Here is a 19,505-nt window from a genome sequence, read left to right on the forward strand (position 1 = left end):
CCGACAAAAAAAAGAATAATGGAAATAGTCTGACGACCTGAAAAATCAGACTTTCTCCCTTAAAATCTCCTGCTCAATCGATAGTTTTGCATAGTCTATTGATTCACGACTTATCGGTAAAATGCGTCGACGAAGAATCATTTTGAGCACGTGAATTTCGGTTACTTGCGCGCATCTTACGGCGATTAATGAGATCAGTACATATTGTTCACAACGAATATTAAACAGTTCCCTCGACCCTCATGAAAAAATCTGGCACGCCGATAAGAGCTTATGTCCTTTCGGTAATTATGTCCCTTTCTTTGGCACTTGCTGGTAATGCACAGAATTGCCCCCCGAGCAATACCATGCCTGAGTTCCAAGATTTCACTTATACGCCCGTGCAATCTTGGAACACATCTGCTTATGCTTCTTATCAGTATAATAACCCCGACCCTACATCAGCCAGCTGGATGCGTTTCCGCATGCTATCTCCCAACGGATTTGACCGGTGTGCGAGCGACGGAAAAAAATATCCATTAATCATTTTTCTTCACGGAAGCGGCGAGTCGGGCGTTTACGATGGCAGCCCGAACAACGGGGTGGGTGAACAAGATAATGATAAACAAATGGTGCATGGCGGTCAACGCCATCAAACCGCAGTACAAAATGGAACGTTTCCCGGTTTTGTAATTTATCCTCAAATACGAAAATCTATAAACAACCAGAACTATTGGGGTCTCGATAATATTAAGGCCGTTAAGTACATTGTTGATAAACTGATTGCGGACTATAAGGTCGACGAAGACAGAGTTTACATTCACGGCCTTTCGATGGGTGGTGAAGGTGCGTGGATCTTCGTTGCCAATTACCCACAATACTTTGCTGCTATCCACCCAATGTCAGCCGCTGGATCAAACTTCTGGAATGGGACTACGGGCGACATGAACGTATACAAACATGTACCGATAAGACACGCTCAAGGTGGATTGGACGGCGCTCCCACAAAAGAGATGGGAAATGAAATGGTGCAGCAAATTCGGAGCATCGGAGGAAACATTCGCTACTCCTATTATCCAAATGGTGGTCACTCGATTTGGAATAACGAATACAATAAATCCGATTTCTTCTCGTGGTTCTTAAGCTATCGCAAGTATCACCCGTGGGTTGAAAGGCAACAAACATCATTTTGTCCGGGTGAGAATTTTTCGGTGAAGATCGGATTTACAGCAGGCTTCAGTGGATATGAATGGACCAAGAATGACACAACAAGCGCTGTTATCTCAACATCGAATGAAATCACTGTCACACAAGTGGTAAGTGCGGCGTCTGGCGTGGGCAGCTACTACGGACGATTCAGACGTGGAGCGACGTGGACACGATGGTCACCAGCCGTTGTTATTGACAGCAATAAAGGTCCATCGGCAACACCAACAATTTCTGCAAATGGAAGTGTGAACCTCGTTCCACTTGATGGAAGTCCCGAAGTTATATTATCGGGCCCAGCATCGAAAGCGCTTTACACTTGGAATGTGGTTCCAAATACATCCTTGCCGGCAACACAAAACATCACGGTAAGCACGGCAGGTTCTTACACCTTGCAAACAAAAGATGCCGCTGGTAGTGGTCTCGAATCCAACGGAGAAACACCAACGGAATATAGGGGCGCTCCTCAGGGCTGTATTAGTGCTTCATCTTCCCCCGTCGTCGTAACCACATCGAACGGTGTTGGCGCGCCGGCTTCGCCCACTAATTTTTTCGCAACAACAACAAGCCCCAATAGTGTGGCGCTGAGTTGGGACGATCGTTCAAGCAATGAACTGAACTTTGAAATTTACAGAACAACAACTCCAGGAAGTGCCTATAAACTTATAAGCATTCGTCCTGCAAGCTCATCACCGAATCCACAAACTTTCACTGATGTGACCGTTGCTGCAAATACGATTTATTATTACCGTATGCGTGCCGTGAACAACTTTGGGGGATCTGCATACACACCTGAAATATCGGTGAGTACGGCCGTCGACAACGTAGCGCCCGTTGCGCCAGTTTTATCTTTAGTCAGCGCTTCTAGAACTGAGGTCAATTTATCATGGGCAGGCGCATCTGACAACGTGGCTCTCTATGAATACGATGTTTACCAAAATGGCGTGTTGATTGCTACGGTACCCGCGACAACCACCACTTATAAAGCCACTGGACTCGTTGCTTTTTCAACATACAACTATGTTGTACGCGCACGCGATGTAGCTAATAATACATCGCCGCCAAGTAATCAAATTGTTGCGAGTGCCATTAACTCAGGCTTGTATTACACCTACTATCATCACAACAATGATTATTCTACCGTGAATGATATCGTGTCGAAAAGCTCGGTGATCAAAAATGGCTATGTTAGTCGGTTTCTGATTTCGCCGAGAACACGTGAAGACATGTTTGCCTTTATTTATGAAGGATTTATCAATATACCTACAACTGGATCATACACGTTCTATTTGCAGTCAGATGAAGGAAGTGCATTGTATGTGAACAACGTACTTGTTGTCAATCATGATGGCACACATGGTTGTAGTGAGAAAACCGGAACTCCCATTTCCTTAAGCGCTGGTTCTTATCCGATCAGAGCATTATACTTTGAAAAAACTTCAGGGCAGTGTCTCACGGTGAGATGGGCTGGCCCTGGCATTGCGAAGGCAGAAATTCCAGATGCCGCATTTAAAGATGCAGTGACACCTCCGCCAGCGGTAGCGGCACCTTCAAATTTTTCTGCGAGTGTTTTTTCCTTCAGTCAGATCAATCTCACATGGACAGACAATAGTAACAACGAAACAGGATTTGAAATTTCACGTTCGTCATCGTCTAACGGAACCTACCAGGTAATTGCTGTTAGACCTGCGAACTCAACGACATTTTCACATACGGGTCTAGCGCCAAGTAGCACGCACTTTTATAAAATACGCGCACTCAGTTCGAACAATGCATCAGCATTGGTAGGCCCGGTCAATCGAACAACATCAGCATCTCCGTCGGCTCCTAACGCTCCTACTGGACTTGCTGCAAATGCAATTTCAGCGACACAAGTAAATCTTTCTTGGACGGACAATAGTACCAATGAAACAGGTTTCGAAATTCAGAAGTCATCTTCACCATCAACTGGTTTCGTAACCCTCGCTATTGTCAACGCGAACGTGACTACCTATAGTGACACCCAAGTGAATGGGCATTCAACGATTTACTATCAGGTAAGATCACGAGGCACAGGTACTACGCACTCAGCCTATAATGGGCCCGTCAGTGCAACAACACCTAATCGTGTGCCTACAATTCAAAACGTACCTGATCAGGCAATGACGGCTGCGTCTGGAACTGCACAGACATTGGAGATCATCGTAAGTGATCCGGACAATGATCCTATAAGTTTTAGCTTCACGACAGGAGGCTCGCCAGGACTGCCTGTAGGAGGATCTTTTACTGACGACGGTTATGGGCGCGCAGTGTTAAGTTTTACAAATGTCGCTGCCGGATCATACAACATTATCGCAACGGGTAGCGATGGTCTTGCCTCAGCACAAGATCCGTTCACCATTACGTTTGGATCGAACACACCACCTGTTGTTACCGCTGCTAACCCGTCAAATTTCACGAATAGCTTAGTGACTGAAGAAGGGCGCACTACACCATTAATTTTAACGGTTACGGATAACGAAGGTAACAATACACTAGTGACGCCGGTAATTACTGGACTCCCCTCTTTCGCGACACAAGGTTGGACGGGAACAGGAACGTCCGCAAGAACGCTAACACTTAACTTCTCACCATCTGTCGGTCAAGCAGGAATTTACAATATGTCTGTTGACTTTAAAGACGCCAGCAATGGCATCACCACAAAGACGTTCACAGTAACTGTTCTGCCAGTTGATAATTTCTTTACCGTGTCGATGAACTTTGTGTACAATACACCGATGAATGCCACACCAAACTACGCGGAAGGGAGCCCCTGGAATAACACGGGGTCACCAGGTACGACTAGTGGGACAACAATCGATCTTGCTAACTTGAAAGATGATCAAGGCGCTACGCTACGTTTTATCAATTTTAATACAGGTTTCAATTGGACAGACGCTAATCCATACACCGTAGCACTCACCGGCGACCCCGGAACGCTTTACACGAAGAAGGTGAGAGAATCTTTCTACAAGAAAGGAGGCGGTACATCAGTCCTGACCTTCAAGAACCTCAACCCAGCTTTACAATATCGATTTGCTATTTACGGAGCAGGGCCAAGTGTAGGAACAGCATCGAGCACGCAATATTTGATTACCGGTGCAACGCCTACCACCCTTACACAAAGCAACGCCAACAACACGACCACTGTGACGACGAGCGGTTATATCTTTCCGGCATCAAATGGTACCATTACGATAGCGGTATCTCGACCTAGCGGTGTTACTACGGGAAACGTCTATATCAACGCGCTTGTCATGTCAGCACAGTACCCAGCGCCAGAGCCTCCTCTTGCCCCAAGTGGTTTGACACTCAGTGCTCCAACCTACAACACCGTGAATGTCTCTTGGACTGACAACAGCTTCAACGAAACCAGCTTTCAAATTTTCCGATCAACCACTGTCAATGGAACGTATTCGAATGTAGGCACAGTACCTGCCGAACAAACTACGTTTGTCGATACACCAGTTCAAGGAAGAACAACCTACTACTACAAGGTAAGAGCCGTTAACGCCCATGGATTTAATGAAACGACACCGCTGGTTGTAACAACGCCTAATGGTGCTCCGATCATCAACGATCCAGGAACAATTACTGTACGCGTTGGACAAACCATCCAACATAATATCAGTGCTACCGATCCCGAGGGAGATCCGATTGTATTTTCCACATTAAATCTTCCTGCCTTCGCTACGCTAGTCGATAACGGAAATGGCACCGGCTATATTCGTCTGATTCCTCAAACAACCGACATCGGTTCGTACAGTTTCACACTACGAGCAACAGACAATCTCACGGCGCAATCAGAGCTTACTAATGTATCGATTATCGTGCTTGACGCTGAATTGGATGAAGCATTCTTTGTAAACCTGCGCGGCGCTGGTACGATATCCGATGCTCCCGCTCCTTGGAACAACAGGACAAATGGCGATGGTACCGCACTGTTTAACACATCAGGACAAAACACTTCCGGCGTTACGATTTCCGGAACCAACTGGACATCGTTCGTCAACACAGGCGGTGTAAATTCTGGGAACAATTCGGGTGTATATCCTGACAATGTGATACAAAGTGGCTGGACGACAAATTCAACGACAACGGGTGCAACATTGGCGATTCTCGGTTTAGATAATAACAAGCGCTATAACATCGTGCTTCTCGGTAGTATCAATGAATTCTGGTTTGCAAACACAACGTATACCATTAACGGTGTCACAAAAACTTTAAATACGACCAAGAACAAATCGAATACCGTAAGATTTATAGGAATACAACCATCCAGTGGAATTATTTCGATCAATGTAAAACGTGGTGCAAACGTAAACGCAAGTCCTGCGATAACACAACGTGATGGCTATCTGAACGCATTGGTAATCGAGTCGTACACACCAGGCAACTCACCGCGTAAACCAACCAATTTAGTTGCAGAGGCTACTTCAAAAACTGCAATTAAGTTAACATGGTTCGATAACGCGTCTGATGAAACTGGCTTTGAAATCGCGCGTGCCACGAATCAAGCTGGACCTTTCTCGGTGATTCATACAACTGCCGCGAGTGTCGACAACTATACCGATGCTGGCTTAACACCGAACACAGGTTATATCTATCGAATACGTGCAGTCAAAACAGCGCAGCCGGCATCAGCATATACCAATGATGCATTGGCGACGACGTACAACAAAATCATAAAGGTTAATTTGAACTACAGTACTGCAGGCGGTCATTTACAGGCACCTGCTCCTTGGAACAACACGGCGAGCGTTCCTGTTGCTGGCATGTCGTTCAACAACTTGATGGACGAAAACAGTACACCTACTACCGTTGATCTTAGTATAGAAACACAAGGCAGCGGCTCTGGAAATGACACTGGATTCTCCACCGGTAACAACAGTGGCGTTTACCCAGACGCAGTGCTGTCCAACTATTATTACTACGAGCAGTTCGAAGCACCAAACCAATATTTGTTGTCACAGCTCGATCCTAACTATACTTATGACTTAGTATTCCTGGGTAGTGAGTGGACCGCTGCTACACTCAGCGGTGTGAAAGTAGCGACGGACTATATTGTGGGAACAACAACCTTATCACAGTTCAATGGAAAAAACAGTACGGAAACAGTTACGATTCGTGGCGTTAATCCAGAAGGTGATAACACCATTTCATTTGGTATCAAGAGTAACAACGAAGCGCGTTATGGCGTGTGGAATTCGTTAGAAATCCGATCATACACACCTGTAAGTGCGATTTTTGATACAGAACCGCCGACTATTCCACAGGCTCTTGTAGCGTCGAATATTACAGATGCGGGATTCCAGGTTGGGTGGTCGCCATCAACAGACAATATTGCTGTTACGTCCTATGAAGTATTCCTTGGATCTGATTTGGTTGCAACGGTACCAGACACTTTCGCGATCATCACCAATTTACAACCAGCAACCATGTATAGTGTAAGTGTGCGCGCTGTCGATAGCAAAGGAAATCGATCTGGCTTCAGTAACGCACTTCAAGTCACAACACTTAACTCATCCACAGAAGCGACGCTTTATTATCCATTGCCAGCCAGCGATATTACACTGCTTGGCTCATGGGGAACGAATGAGAACGGAACAGGTGCAAATCCATCTTCTTTCACCGTCAACAATCAGCACTTCATGCTCACACATTCTGCAAGTGTTAATGCTCCTTGGATCATTAGTGGAACGAATTCCAAAATGATTGTTGATACGGCGTTCACACTAACCATCAATAATGTTGTTACGGCGATCGTCGATGTCAATCACACCGGTAGTGTGATTGTCAACTCGGCAACAGCACCCGTGTTTGGAACACTCGCTCCTACTTCAACAATTACCTTTACAGCAGACCCAGGGTCGATCCCGGGTGCTAACTACGGAAACATGATCCTGAGTGGTACAAATTCTACAAAAGAGTTCGCCACCGGAACGTACGTAGTTAACGGAAATTTGCAAATCGCTGATGGCGTTTTGATGAATGGCGCCATGGGTAACAATACCGTACTGAATATTTCTGGTAACCTTACGATACAGGGAACACCTGCAACACCGACAGATGCGCAGTTGATAACCGTAAACTTCAATTCGGGAACTAATCAAAGTATAAATGCAAATGAAGACGCAATTCGTTTCCATCGCATCGTTGTTAGTAACGGAAGCACTGTTTCAGTGGCCGAAGGTGCAACACCCAAAACATTAACACTCGGTACTGCTAATGGCGGCGGATTAACGATCGAAGACGGCGCGACACTAAACCTCGGAACGAATGCACTTGTAATTGAGGGTACTGGAGGTGTTAACACGTCGAATCAAACAGGTAGATTAGAAATTTCAGGGTCCGACATTACGGTGAATAGTTCTGGTACAGCAGTTTCAAATCTTTATTTTGTTGCTGGGGCAGATACGATCAAGTCGCTGCACATGAACGCGAATCCAAGTGGGCAGTTGAACATGCGTTCACGTGTCTACATTCGTGAACTTATCGACATGACCAATGGACGACTAAACTCAAACGACCTCATGTCACTGGTATCTGATGCGAACGGTACAGCACGTATTTCAAAGATGGGAGCTTCGGCCCTGTTGATTGGCAAAGTAGAATTTCAACGATATCTCGATCCTAAAGGAAAAGCTTACCGCTATCTTTCGACACCAATCTACGGTAGTACCGTCAAACAGTGGGACGCGACTTTACCAATTGTGGGGCCATTCTCAGGCAGCTCAAACGCAAACACAACACATTCGCTATTCTACTATGATGGAGAGAACGGTGGTTGGATAGGCTACCCATCAGCATCTGGCTCGGAAGTAATGAATTTGGGACGAGGTTACTCTGTCTACATCTTCAATGGAAACACGTCGAAGAAACTTCGTATTAACGGACCAATTCATCAGGGAAATTTCACCTTTTCCGGATTGACAGGTGATGAAACACCTGGTACAGGCGAAGTCGATGTCGAGCCTTTAAACGGCTGGAATCTTTTAGGAAATCCGTACGCATCGCCTATTCAATGGAAACCGGCTGGATGGCAATCAACGGGATTGAACGGTTCTGTGTATGTGCGGAGCAACGAAATTATTAATAATGTGCTAGTATCGACAGTCAAAGTCTGGAATGGATCGGTTGGCGATCTTCCAAAAGGAATCATCAATCAAGGCCAATCTTTCTGGGTGAAAGCAATTGGAGAGGACACTCCTACACTAACCATAACAGAAGATGCAAAATATGATACGCTCCGTGGCACCTTCCAACGTGAAGCTACCATTCAGAACCTTGTGGAAATTACGCTCTCCAAAGGAGCATTGAGTGATAAAGCTTTTATCCACTTCGTAAGTGATGGTATTGAAGGCATCGATGAACGCCGTGACGCTTACAAGTTAGCGAATAGCTTTTTCAATATAAGTTCACGTAAAGGTGCGAATGACCTTGCGATCAGTACGACATCCGAGGTGTTCTGCGAAAAACGTATTAGCCTCAATGTTGCAACGTCAACGATTGGTCAATACAAACTCACCTTTAATCAATTAACATCTTTTGCGTTCGATGTGGATGTAACCCTGGTGGATCATTTCACTTCAGCCTCGACAGCATTGGAAGAAGCCTCCACGTATACGTTCGATGTAACATCAGATCCCGTATCTCAGGGGAATACGCGCTTTGAATTGATTTTAAAGAAACCTGCGATTGACCAATCTATTATTATGCAAAGTCAAACATCAGAAGTCTGTGGTGATAACGCGGCGATGATAATAGTTAAATCAGCGCAACGTGGTGTTCAGTATCAACTTATGAATGGCACTGAAAGCGTGAAGGAATTGATTGGAAAGGGAACCGATTTAAATATTTCAATAGACACTGAAAAGCTAGTATCAGGCATGAATAATTTCACATTGAATGCAAGCTTTGAGGGATGTGCAGTCAAGACTTTACCGGCGACGATACAGTTAACATTTGTTCCTAAGCCAGTGATCTCAATTGATGAAAGCACGTTGGTATCAAGCTATGGAGGTGCAAGCCAGTGGACGCTTGACGGCGCCGTGATCGATGGGGCTACCACCTCAACCTTAAAACCAACCATCTCTGGTGAGTATTCGGTAGTGGCGAGAGGCGCAATATGTGAAGTCTCATCAGCTCCAGTTCTTTTTGCCGTGACGGACATTGAGCTTGAAGGCCACGATGCAATTACCCTTTTCCCAAATCCGGTCCGAAACCAGTTCATGATGTTACTTCCCCATGCTGTACGATCTGGCGAGGTCTTGACAATCGAAATTGTTAACGCACTAGGGACTGCCGTGAAGCAAGGGCAAGTGATTAATCAGAAAGATGGCATTGCTATTTCAACCAAAGAATTCAGTAGTGGCCTCTACACAATCCGTTTGGTAAGTGCATCGGCGCAATACGAAAAACGCTTCATCAAAGAATAATCGAAGGCTCGATCGTTAAACACGGCAAAGGACCATCCAAGGATGGTCCTTTTCTTTTCCCATTATGAGAGCTTTTGGTCAATGTTTCCTTACTTCGGAATCATCAAAACTGCGTAGATTCAATAATTACGCATCTTTCTAATTTCTTACATCATTTGGCACTCCGTTTGGGCCGAAAAACCGGAATTATTGGGTGTTTTCAGCATAAATCTGACACCGAATCAATAATTTTACAGCGTTTTGAAATAAAAAAAATCAAAACACTGGTTGTCAAGTACTTCTATTAAGGCGCCCGACGACGAATGGTTACTTTTAGGAGTCGAAATGCATCCAGAAAGCAAGTAAACAGGTATTGAACCCATAACCCTCAGCCTCGGAATCAGATGAAAAAAACTTACATGATGGCCGCGTTCCAATTTGGTGCTATCCTCCTTTCTTTGGTTTTCGTCTCTCTTCAATCGCGTGCACAGAACTGTCCTCCGAACAACACAATGCCGGAGTTTCAGAATTTTACCTATACACAAGTACAATCCTGGAATACGTCGGCTTATGCATCCTATCAATACAACAGCCCTGAAGGCGACGCTTCATCTTGGATGCGCTTCCGAATGATTTCGCCAAACGGGTTCAACAGGTGTGCAAATGATGGATTGAAATATCCATTGATCATCATGCTTCACGGGAGTGGTGAATCTGGGGTTTACGATGCCGCTCCAAACAATGGTTCCGGAGAACAGGACAATGACAAACAACTTACGCATGGTGGTGAACGACATAGGAACATGGTACAGAATGGAACGTTTCCTGGCTTTGTCATTTTTCCGCAGATTAGAAAAACATCCACAGGTCAGAACTATTGGGGGCCTGATAACCTAAAAGCAGTAAGGTATATCATTGATAAACTAATTGCCGATTTTAAGGTTGACCCCGATCGCGTTTACCTGCACGGATTGTCTATGGGAGGAGAAGGAACCTGGATTTTCGCCAATCTATATCCAACCTATTTTGCTGCAATTCATCCAATGTCTGCTGCCGGATCAAACTTCTGGAACGGTTCGACAGGTAACAGTGAAAACTATAAGACATTACCTATCCGTCATGCACAGGGCGGTCTTGACGGCGCACCAACGAAGTATCAAGGCAATGAGATGGTGCAACATCTTCGAAGTGTTGGCGCCAATGTTCGATACTCTTATTATCCTAACGGCGGCCACTCCATTTGGGGAAATGAATACAATAAATCTGACTTCTTCTCATGGTTTCTCAGCAATAAGAAGAACCAAATTTGGGTACAAAATCAACAGACATCATTCTGTCCGGGAGAACCTTTTAACATTACACTTGGGCTTACGCCAGGTTTTAATGCGTATGAATGGGTTAAGAATAGCACCGGAGGAGCTGCGTTCGCATTTACATCGTCTATTACAGTAACACAAGCTGATATTGGTACTACCTATTACGCGCGCTTTAGAAGAACTGCCTCTGGACCTTGGTCAGAGTGGTCGGCCGGAGTATTGATCGATGGAAATAAAGGCCCATCTGCTACGCCAACGGTAACGGCTAGTGGTAGTGTGAATCTCGTACCGCTTGATGGTAGTCCCGAAGTTACTTTATCGGGGCCTTCGGGAAAAGCTCAATACACTTGGAGCGTAACACCCTCTGCAACACTACCTGCAATACAAACAATCACTACTGGCACGGCTGGGTCGTATATACTACAAACAAAAGATGCTGCCGGCACAGGCCTTGAGTCCAATGGAGAAACGCCAACGGAATACCGCGCCACACCACAGGGGTGTTTGAGCTTAGGTTCGACACCAGTCGTGGTCACAACGTCAAATGGTTTCGGTGTACCTGCATCTCCTGGGAATTTCTTTGCAACAGCTGCCTCACCTAATAGCATCATACTGAATTGGGACGATCGTTCAAGCAACGAGCTCGGATTTGAGATTTACCGAACAACAACACCAGGAAGTGGATATAAATTAATCTCGATAAGACCTGCCACAGCCACGGCAAATCCTCAGACCTACACAGACAACACTAACGTTCAGCCGAACACAATTTACTATTACCAGATGCGCGCGGTAAATGCGTCTGGTGGATCGAACTATACGCCCGAGATTTCGGTGAACACGGCAATTGATAACGTTGCGCCTTCTGCTCCCATTCTCTCATTAGTTAGTTCATCAAGAACAGAAATCAATTTATCGTGGACAGCATCAACAGATAATGTAGGCGTGACCGAATACAACGTCTATCAAAATGGAACGCTCATTGCCACTGTACCAAGTAGTACGCTCACATACAAAGCCACTGGCCTCGTGTCGTTCTCGACATACAACTATGTAGTACGTGCTAGAGACTTTGCAACGAATTTATCAGCAGCGAGCAATCAAATCATTGCAAGTGCGATCAACGCTGGTTTATATTACTACTACTATCATCACAACAATAATTTAACGTCGGTAAATCAGATTACTACTAATGGCACTTTTATCAAAAATGGTTATGTGACGCGATTTCTCCTGAGCCCACGTACACAAAACGATCAGTTCGCATTTATCTACGAAGGCTTTATTAACATACCCACTACAGGTTCGTATACTTTTTATACACAGTCAGATGACGGAAGTGTTTTGTATGTCAACAACCAACTTGTCGTAAACAATGACGGTGGTCACGGCTGTAACGAAAAAGCAGGTACTCCCATTACGCTTTCAGCAGGTTCCTACCCTATTCGTGCTTTGTACTACGAAGGAACCGGAGGCGAATGTTTGACGGTAAGATGGCAGGGACCTGGCATTGCGAAAGCTGAAATTCCTGATGCCGCATTCCAAGATGCGATAACACCACCGCCATCAGTTGCCGCGCCTTCAAATTTCAACAGTACTGTAGCCTCGTTTAGCCAGATAAATTTAACGTGGACAGACAATAGCAATAATGAAACTGGCTTTGAAATTTCACGTTCCGCTTCTTCGAATGGAACCTACGTTCTCATCGCGACAACAGGACCTAACACAACAAGCTACGCGCACACAGGACTCGCTCCTGGAAGTACACACTACTACAAAATCAGAGCGATCAGTGCGAACAATGCGTCAGCGCTTGTTGGGCCAACGAACAAAACAACTTCCAACTCTCCCGCGGCTCCGAATGCTCCAAACAATCTTGTTGCAAACGCCATCTCAGCGACACAAGTTAATTTAAGCTGGAATGACAATAGCACCAGCGAAGTTGGATATGAACTTCAAAGATCTTCCGCCAACGTTGGAACTAGTTTCGTAACCATTGCGACAACCGCTGCGAATGCAACGACGTTTGGCGACACACAGCTTACAGGACATTCTACCGTTTACTATCGCGTTAGAGCCCGCGGCGCCGGCAACAATCACTCAAACTATACAACTGTAGTGAGTGTAACTACGCCAAACAGAGCTCCTGTAATACAAAATATTCCAGATCAGTCCATGACGGCTTCCTCTGGAACGGCACAGACATTAAACATCACGACAACCGATCCTGATAACGACGCGATTGTTTACACATTTACCACAGGCGGTAGCCCTGGACTTCCAGCCGGCGCTGTCTTTACTGACGATGGTTATGGAAAGGGTGTTATTACGTTCACCAACGTAGTCGCGGGTGCTTACACGATTATTGCAACGGCTTCAGATGGATTAGCTTCTGTTAACGATCAGTTCATTGTAACATTTGGATCGAATCAACCGCCAGCTGTTAACGTTACAAACCCCTCTGGATTTGTGAACAGCCTTGTTACAGAAGAAGGACGCACTACGCCACTCGTGTTTAGTGTGACTGATCCGAATGGCGCCGGTACTTTAACCACACCCACTATCGTTGGCTTACCTACTTTTGCAACCTCTGCTTGGACTGGAAGCAATCCGAGGTTGTTGACTTTGAATTTCTCACCTACGGTTGGGCAGCAAGGTATTTATAATGTCTCTGTAGACTTTAAAGACAACGCAGGTGGTATAACCACGAAGACATTTACAGTGACCGTTCTTCCTGTGGATAATTTCTTTACGGTGTCGATGAATTTTGTTTATGATGCGGCCATCAATTACACTCCGACTTACGCGGAAGCAGCGCCATGGAATAACACGGGGTCGCCAGCCGCATCAGATTTGATCAATTTAAAAGATGATGCCGGCAACACATTGCGGTTTATAACTTTCAATAGAGGTTCAGGATGGACAGATGGTAATCCTCCATCTCCGACCACCTATTTAAATATTGGAACAGCTGCATATACTGGAGATCCTAACACCCTATACACCAAAAAGGTAAGGGAGTCATTTTATCGGAAGAGCGGTGGCACGTCTACCCTTACCTTCAAAAATCTTAACCCGGCACTGCAATATAAATTTGATATCTATGGTGGCGGCCCAGCCTCGGGCACGGCGTCGAGTACACAATATTTAATTTCAAAGGCTGTATCCCAGGGGTCCGGATCATCAAACACAGTAACGTTAACACTGAACAACACGAATAACACTACAAATATTGCTTCGAGTGGTTATGTGTTCCCAAAATCTGACGGCACAATTAGCATTGCTGTGTCACGTGCAACTGGCGTCAGCGCCGGCCTAGTATACATCAACGCATTGGTGATGACCGCACAATACCCTGCACCTGCGCCGCCAATAGCTCCTTCTGGATTAACATTGACGGCACCATCGTTCAATAGTGTGAATGTTTCCTGGACAGACAACAGTTTTAATGAAACTGGTTTTCAAATTTGGCGCGCAACGACCATCGATGGGACGTATTCAAACGTAGGGTCGGTAGCAGCTGAGGCTACTACATTTACAGATACCCCTGTTGCAGGTCGCACAACTTACTATTACAAGGTTCGCGCCGTGAATGCATACGGATTTAATGAAACCGCTCCGCTAGTAGTGACTACTCCCAACGGCGCCCCAACAATCAACAATCCTGGAACCATTACTGTGCGTGTAGGCGAAACGTTGCAGCACAACATTAGCGCAACTGATCCTGAAAACGACGCAATCTCATTCTCAACACTCAATCTCCCTTCATTTGCGACGTTGGTTGATAATGGAAATGGCACAGGCTTCGTTAGGCTTATACCACAAAGCTCCGACATTGGAAGTTATACTTTCACATTACGCGCTATCGATAACCTCGCTGCGGAAACTGAAACAACTGTAAGTGTTATTGTGCTTGATGCTGCGCTGGATGAAGCTTTCTTTGTCAACTTCAATGCAGGGTCTGCAGCGGATGCACCTGCCCCATGGAACAATAGGGCCCTTGGAAACAGCGCTGCATTGACAACGGCTTCAGGACAAACCTCGAGCGTGAGTATTACCGGCAGTGGATTTCCTAGTACCTCAAATACAGTTGGTGTTAACACTGGCAATAATTCAGGAATCTATCCGGATAGGGTTATGCAAAGTGGATGGATCAATAATAATACAACCGGTGGTGGGCAAATCACCATCCTTGGTCTTGACAATAACAAACGCTATAACCTTACCCTGTTTGGCAGTAGAGATGAGTTCTGGTTTGCAAACACAAACTATGTTATCAACGGTATAACGAAAGCCCTCAACGGGACCAAGAACAAATCTAATACCGTGCGATTCACTGGAATTCAACCAACATCGGGAAACATTGTTATTAACGTATGGAAAGGCACCAACCTCAATGCATCACCAGTAGTTGCTCAACGCGATGGTGTGATCAACGCTATGATTCTTGAGTCATACACAATCGGCACAACCCCACGCAAACCAACTGATCTAATTGCTGAAGGGATTTCAAAGACGGCAATCAAGTTGTCATGGAAAGATAACGCCGCTGATGAAACAGGATATGAAATTTCTCGCGCAACGAATCAAGCCGGCCCGTTCACAGTAATTACAACAACAGCTGCAAACGTCGAAGAGTATACAAACACTGCGCTTACAGCGAACACAGGCTACATCTATCGCGTGCGTGCCATGAAGACTACAGGTACACCTTCAGAATACACGAACAATGCACTTGCATCAACATTCCACACGATACTCCTGGTGAGCTTTAACTATAGCAGCGCCGGTGGCCAAGTACAAGCGCCGAATCCATGGAATAACACTGCCGCTATTCCTGCTGCAGGATTATCGTTCAATAATTTAAAGAACGATGTGAACACCGCGACAACAGTAGATTTATCGATTGTGTCACATGGTAGTGGTGCAGGAAATGAATCTGGATTTACACCAGGTATCTATCCTGACAACGCTTTGCTGAATTATTATTTCTATGAACAGTTCGAGGCGCCAGACCAATATCGTTTGTCACAATTACCTGCTGGATTCGATTACGATCTGGTATTCCTTGGAAACGAGTGGTCACTTGCAACAATAAATGGTGTTCCCTGCGCGACGGATTACACGGTGGGTACCACCACGCTCACACAATTTAACGGCCGGAATAGCACGATGCCATCGTATATCCGCGGTGTTAAGCCAGAGTCGGATAACACGATTGACTTTTACGTGGGAACGAACAGTGGTGCACGATATGGAATTCTTAACACACTAGAAATTCGCTCATACACACCATTGAATCAAGTGTTCGACACCGAAGCTCCTTCTATCCCTGCAGGTTTAGTAGCCTCGAACATCACGGATGAAGGTTTTCAAGTAAGTTGGAATCCATCGACAGATAACGTTGGTGTGGGTAGCTATGAAGTATACTTGGGATCAACAATGGTCACAACGGTAACAGATACTTTCGCGATACTTACCGGCCTACAGTCAGCAACGATGTACAGCGTAAGTGTTAGAGCAGTCGATACTAAACTTAACAAATCCGGATTTAGCAATGCACTTCAGGTGACGACGCTCAATTCATCGACTGAAGCAACATTATATTACCCAACACCATCAGGCGACATCACTGTCGTTGGTACATGGGGAACACTCGTCGGTGGTGGCGGGGCTCATCCAGCAAACTTCACAACGGGACATCAGCATTTCATCATCGATCGCAATGCTAATAGCAATGCGCCTTGGATTGTAACTGGTGCCGACTCACGCATAATCGTGAAGAATGGAATGACGCTGAACATCAACAGCAATATTGCAGGAACAGTTGATCTGGAAGACAACGCAACCGTTTATGTCGCATCTGCACTACCGCCTTCATTCGGTGTACTTGCGCCGACATCAACGGTTCGTTTCAGTGGTTCTTCTAATGCAATTCCAGGTGCAAACTATGGTAACCTTACACTGGATGGCACCAACACTTCTAAATCATTTAGTTCAGGAAGCTACACCGTCAATGGAAATTTAAATATTGCCGACGGCATTTCGCTGGCAGGTTCCGCAGGTAATAACACGGTACTGAACATTCATGGTAATTTGACGCTTGCTGGTGCTACAACATCACCATCGGAAAATGAGTTGCTTACCCTGAACTTCGTATCGGGCGTAACACAATCAATCTCCGCTTCCCAAACAAACGCGCTTCGATTCAACAGCATTCATGTTGTAGGACTCACACAACTCAACGTAATTGGCGGCGCAACGCAGAAGACGCTTTCACTCGGCTCTGCTACCGGCGGCGGCATAACAATTGACAGTGGCGCGGTCTTGAATCTTGGAAAAAATAAACTTGTTATCGAAGGCACCGGTGCAGTCAACCCATTGAATGAAAAAGGAAAAATCACAATCAACAAAGGTGATATCACGATCAACAGCACGGGCACTCAAATTTCAAACTTATCATTTACCACGAATTCTGACACCGTCAATATTCTTCGATTGAATTCAAATGTTTCGGGACAGGTTAACATCCGTTCCCGCCTGTACGTTGACAACGCAATCGACATGGCAAGTGGAAGACTCAACTCCAATGATTTGATCGTTCTTGTTTCGACTGACACACACACAGCACGAATTGGTAAGATTGGAAATAACGGCTCAGTGATTGGAAAGGTGGAGTTCCAACGCTACTTCGACGCTGCAGGAAGAGCCTATCGTTATGTAGGTACACCGGTCTTTAACACCACGGTAAATAATTGGAAAACTTATCTACCTGTTACGGGACCATTTGTTGGAAGTAACAACGCGAACACAACGGCATCACTTTTCTACTACGATAGTGAAGCTGGATGGATCGGTTACCCAGATACAAATACTGGAACAAGCGGCACTTCTACAATGGACGTTGGACGTGGTTACTCGATCTTTGTTTTCCAAGGTACGACGTCGAAAAAGCTCAGAATCTCAGGACCAATTCAACAAGGAAATTTCACATACCAAAATTTGAAAGGCAATGAATTCCCCGCTGAGGAAGCGCAAGGTGAAGCAACGCCTGGCAATGGATGGAATCTTATTGCCAACCCGTATGCATCGCCGATTGAGTGGGGAAATGCAGGCTGGATACCCAACGGCGTTAATGCCACGGTGTACATACGCACCTATGCAAATGGCGCATACTCCTATAAGCAATGGAATGGTGAAATCGGCGACACTGACTTCGCTGGTATTATCTCGCAAGGACAATCATTTTGGGTTCAGTGTACGAGCCTCGATCCGTCGCTTACAATTACTGAAGACGCTAAATACGACGCGGCTAACGCTAAGTTCATGCGCGCTGCATCACCTCGCAACTATTTAAAGGTGACGATGAGTGACGGTACACGCAACGATAATGCATACGTGCAATTTAAGGACGACGCAACGGAATCATTCGACAAGCGATATGACGGACTAAAGTTGGCTAATGATTACTTCACTTTGTCAACGGTGGCAAACTCGAAAAACCTTGGCATCAATACATTATCGTCTGCATTCTGTTCGCGCATTATCCCAATCAACATAGAAAAAGGAACACCGGGACAATTTTCATTGACATTCTCTGAACTGGCAAGTTTTGATTTTGCGCTTGAAGCAAAACTCATTGACAAGTTCCTCAATACGGTGACACCGATACAGGACGGGGCCTCCTACTCGTTTGAGATTACAAGCGATCCTGCATCAACTGGCAGTGGTCGATTCAATTTAGTTATCGGTAAGCCGGCGATAGATCAGCAAGTTTCATTTACAAGTGATGCATCTGTATGTGGTGGAGGTACAGCCACGGTAAACTTAACTTCAACGCAAGTTGGTGTTGAGTACAATATCATCAATGCAGAAACGATTTTAGCAACCTTCACTGGTAATGGCGAAGCGATGCAAGTCAATATCGATGCTTCCGTACTTGCGGAAGGATCACACCATATTACCCTTCAAGCAGGATTTTCAGGATGCGATGCGATAACGCTTCCTGCAGAATCCACCATAACGTATACTAAGACTCCTGCTGTGAGCATCGATGGAAACAAGCTTGTATCCAGCGCCAACACCAACAACCAATGGTTATTAGATGGTCAGGTAATTGCCGGGGCTACGCAAACGACATTTGAGCCTACGGTATCTGGAGAATATAGTGTGAGCGTTATCGGCGCAAATTGCTCGGTAACTTCTGAGGCCATAATCTTTATGGTAACGGATATTGAATCCCTCGGAAACGAAAGTGTAGTACTTTATCCTAATCCAATACGCAATTCCAGGTTCCTCATCCAACTCAATGGCATTCCGGAGGCAACTCCACTGGAGATCGAAATTATCAATGCACAGGGTATCGTCATGGATGCTTTGGAAACCGTAAATCAACGTGAAGGAATTCAGCTTTCCGCGGCCGACTTCCCTGCCGGCTTGTACACGGTTCTGATTCGCGTAAATGGCGAAAGGATTGAACGACGGTTCATTCGCGAATAAGCGGCGAAAACGTCATTTTGTAACAAGGAGCCCCGTTCACAGCGGGGCTTTTTTATTTAAAAAGGGTCAT

Annotated in this window: 2 protein-coding genes; both read left to right on the forward strand. The window is 45.5% G+C overall.

Features of this window, described 5'->3' with window-relative positions; translation table 11 throughout:
- Positions 1 to 242: 242 nt before the first annotated feature.
- Complete coding sequence (locus DQQ10_RS10565; RefSeq protein ID WP_112746828.1) at positions 243 to 9,641, forward strand: fibronectin type III domain-containing protein; 9,399 nt, start codon at positions 243 to 245, stop codon at positions 9,639 to 9,641.
- Between the two features lie 383 nt (positions 9,642 to 10,024).
- Positions 10,025 to 19,435 carry a fibronectin type III domain-containing protein gene (locus tag DQQ10_RS10570; RefSeq protein WP_112746829.1) on the forward strand — a complete coding sequence of 3,137 codons (9,411 nt, stop codon included), beginning with the start codon at positions 10,025 to 10,027 and terminating at the stop codon, positions 19,433 to 19,435.
- Positions 19,436 to 19,505: the final 70 nt, after the last annotated feature.

It is taken from the genome of Pseudochryseolinea flava (genome assembly GCF_003286915.1).
GTDB classification, from domain to species: domain Bacteria; phylum Bacteroidota; class Bacteroidia; order Cytophagales; family Cyclobacteriaceae; genus Ohtaekwangia; species Ohtaekwangia flava.

Excerpts from the sequence above, each read along its gene's own strand:
- DQQ10_RS10565 (WP_112746828.1), top strand. The coding sequence starts at position 243 with ATGAAAAAATCTGGCACGCCGATAAGAGCTTATGTCCTTTCGGTAATT.
- DQQ10_RS10570 (WP_112746829.1), top strand. The coding sequence starts at position 10,025 with ATGAAAAAAACTTACATGATGGCCGCGTTCCAATTTGGTGCTATCCTC.